The following is a 2,722-nucleotide window of genomic DNA, read 5'->3' as shown; positions in this document are numbered from 1 at the left end:
CGACCAAAGGCAGCGACGAGAAGCCGGTGACCGTCGCCGACCAGCCGAGTGCCAGCCCGCGCGCGGCGGCGATGCCGACACGGACGCCGGTGAAGCTGCCGGGGCCGACATCGACGAGGATGCGGTCGGCGCGGCCGCCGCCGGGCAGCGCGGCGATCATCGGCACGAGCCGTTCGGCATGGCCGCGCCCGACGACGTCATGCGTCCGCGCGACGATCACGCCGTCATCGGCGAGCGCGACCGAACAGGCGGCGGTGGACGTCTCTATGATCAGCGTACGCATATCGGTAATCCCTCTCCCTCCGGGAAGAGGGCGTCATGTCAGGCGATGCTGTTGAACTTCGCGAAGTCGGGGCGTGGCGACCTGGCGAAGATCGTCGCGGGATCGCCATAGCCGAGCGTCGCGATGAAGTTGGTATGGACCGCGGGCGTGTCGGCGAAGAAGGCCGCATCGACCTTGTCCGCGTCGAACCCCGACATCGGCCCGGTATCCAGCCCGAGCATCCGCGCGGCGATGATGAAATAGGCACCCTGCAGCGTCGAATTGCGGAAGGCCGATGCCGCGCGCAGTTCGGCGCTGCCCGTGAACCAGGATTTCGCATCGGCGTGCGGAAACAGTTCGGGCAGATGCTCGTGGAATTCGGTGTCCATGCCGATGATCACCGAGACGGGCGCGTTCAGGATCTTGGGCTGGTTCTGCGCGCTGCACGCGTCGGCAAGCTTCTGCTTTGATTCGTCGCTGACGCACCAGACCAGCCGCGCGGGCAGCTGGTTGGCGGACGTCGGGCCCCATTTCATCAGATCCCAGATCGCGTGCAGATCGGCCTTCGCGACCGGGCGGTCGGTATAGCCGTTATAGCTGCGCGCCTCGCGGAAGATCGCGTCGAGCACGACGTCGGGCTGGGGACCGCGCAGGGTCATCAGACGGCGCGCACTTCGGTGACTTCGGGGACGTAATATTTCAGCAGCTGCTCGATGCCGTTCTTGAGCGTCGCGCTCGACGAGGGGCAGCCGGCGCACGCGCCCTGGAGCTGGAGGAACACCTTGCCCTTGTCGAAGCCGCGATAGACGATGTCGCCGCCGTCATTGGCGACCGCCGGGCGGACGCGCGTCTCGATCAGGTCGCGGATCTGCGCGACGATATCGGCATCGGCCGGGTCGTCGGTCAGCACGGTATCGTCGGACGGCACCGAAAAGCCTGCGCTCGCGGGGCGGAACAGCGGCATCGCGGCGGAGAAGTGATCGAGCATGATTGCCAGCACGTCGGGCTTCAGGTCCGACCAGGCGACGCCGGGGGCGGCGGTCACCGAGACGAAGTCGCGCCCGAAGAACACGCCGGTCACGTCGCCGAGCCGGAAGATCGCATCGGCGAGCGAACTCGCCTCGGCCTCCTCGGGGGTGGCGAAGTCGCGGGTGCCGGACTCCATGACGGTGCGTCCCGGCAGGAACTTCAACGTCGCGGGGTTCGGGGTGGATTCCGTTTCGATCAGCATGGGGTGCATGTGGCGACGGGGGGCGGAGGGATCAAGCAAACTCTTCTTTGGCACCGGCATAGCGTTTGCGAGGCCGGATGCCGTCAGACGTCGAGCTGTTTCACCGCGGCGTTCCAGTCGCCGATGTTGCGGACCGCGTCCTGGACGAAGGCGGAGCGGCGGACGACGTTCAGGAAGGCGTCGGCGATCCACTTGCCCGGATTGCGCAGCGGCCGCTCGAACTGGATGAGCAGGACGACGCGCGTGCCGCTCGTGTCGTTCCAGACCGCGTGGTTGTAGGTGTCGTCGAACACCAGCGTCTCGCCCTCCGACCAGCGCACGGTGCGGTCGTGGACGCGCATCCGGACGTCGCCGTCGCGCGGCACGATCAGGCCGAGGTGACAGGTGATCAGCCCCTTGGTCACGCCGCGATGCTCGGGGATGTGCGTGCCCGGCGCGAGGATCGAGAAGAAGGCGCTATTGAGCCCCGGGATCTGCGCGACGAGATCGCGCGTCCGCGGGCAGCGCACCAGATTCTCGTCGATCGGATAGCCATAGCCCCAGAGGAAGAACGAGCGCCACTTGTCGATCTCGGCGATCGCGCGGTGATCGGGCGAGATCGTCGCGAGGCTGGGCGAGGCCTCGCCGCGCAGCGCGACCGCGACCGCCTCGTCACGGATGTCGCGCCAATGCTCGCGCAGCAACTGCGTCCAGGCGAAGTCGCGGACGTCGAGCACCGGGTCGTTCGAGACGAGCGACGAGCTCGCGATCAGCCGGTCGAACACGCCGCGCAGATGCTTGCCGACGCGGATGATCAGCGGCCGGCCGGGTTCCGCCGCGAGCGGCGCGCCGGGCTGGGGCGCGCCCGAAATGACGGTCAGATCGGGGGTGCGGTGGGGGGTGCTGCGGGGATCACGACCAGAATTTCGCCACATTGCCGGACCCGTCGCGGTCCCGGTCTTCGCCCTGACTTCGGCTTGCATTCGCACTCCACTCTTCGTCGTTCGCTCGTACCGCGCGCCCGTATTCGCGCTTGCAGGTGATTGAGATAGCGCGGCTATGGGACGAAATGATGGCGCAGCGCGCGCGACGGGCACAGCGCTGGCGGTCGGCGGCCGGGGGCGCTACAGGACGGCATGGCGTTTACCCCCCGCGCGTTCGGCGCTCCCGTCTTCCTGTCGCTCGTGCTGTGCCTGGCGATCCCTGCCATCGGCCAATCGGGGACGCGGCCCGCGTCCCGCGCCAAGCCG

General features: G+C 68.1%; 4 protein-coding genes. All 4 read right to left on the bottom strand.

The window, feature by feature from the left end:
* On the bottom strand, window positions 1-283 hold a 283-nt coding region (gene tsaB / locus NI18_RS14190; RefSeq protein ID WP_037530712.1), incomplete at its 3' end, for a tRNA (adenosine(37)-N6)-threonylcarbamoyltransferase complex dimerization subunit type 1 TsaB.
* 38 nt (window positions 284-321) lie between these two features.
* The gene (locus tag NI18_RS14185) at window positions 322-921 is read right to left on the bottom strand and encodes a malonic semialdehyde reductase (protein WP_037530711.1); all 600 of its coding nucleotides are present in this window, start codon (window positions 919-921) and stop codon (window positions 322-324) included.
* Window positions 921-1,493, bottom strand: coding sequence for a NifU family protein (locus tag NI18_RS14180; protein ID WP_031396534.1), 573 nt, complete (start codon window positions 1,491-1,493; stop codon window positions 921-923). Before NI18_RS14180 ends, NI18_RS14185 begins: the two co-directional genes overlap by 1 nt.
* An 83-nt stretch (window positions 1,494-1,576) precedes the next feature.
* The gene (locus NI18_RS14175) at window positions 1,577-2,455 is read right to left on the bottom strand and encodes an aspartyl/asparaginyl beta-hydroxylase domain-containing protein (RefSeq protein ID WP_037530708.1); all 879 of its coding nucleotides are present in this window, start codon (window positions 2,453-2,455) and stop codon (window positions 1,577-1,579) included.
* Between the last annotated feature and the right edge of the window lie 267 nt (window positions 2,456-2,722).

This window comes from Sphingomonas sp. Ant20 (assembly GCF_000783375.1).
Classification (GTDB): Bacteria; Pseudomonadota; Alphaproteobacteria; order Sphingomonadales; family Sphingomonadaceae; genus Sphingomonas; species Sphingomonas aerolata.
Note: the sequence above shows the minus strand (reverse complement) of the source record. Positions and strands in the feature narration are given on the sequence as shown.

Bases quoted from the DNA above. Each gene is read 5' to 3' on its own strand.
- NI18_RS14175 (WP_037530708.1), bottom strand. From the start codon at position 2,455: ATGCAAGCCGAAGTCAGGGCGAAGACCGGGACCGCGACGGGTCCGGCA.
- NI18_RS14185 (WP_037530711.1), bottom strand. From the start codon at position 921: ATGACCCTGCGCGGTCCCCAGCCCGACGTCGTGCTCGACGCGATCTTC.
- NI18_RS14180 (WP_031396534.1), bottom strand. From the start codon at position 1,493: ATGCTGATCGAAACGGAATCCACCCCGAACCCCGCGACGTTGAAGTTC.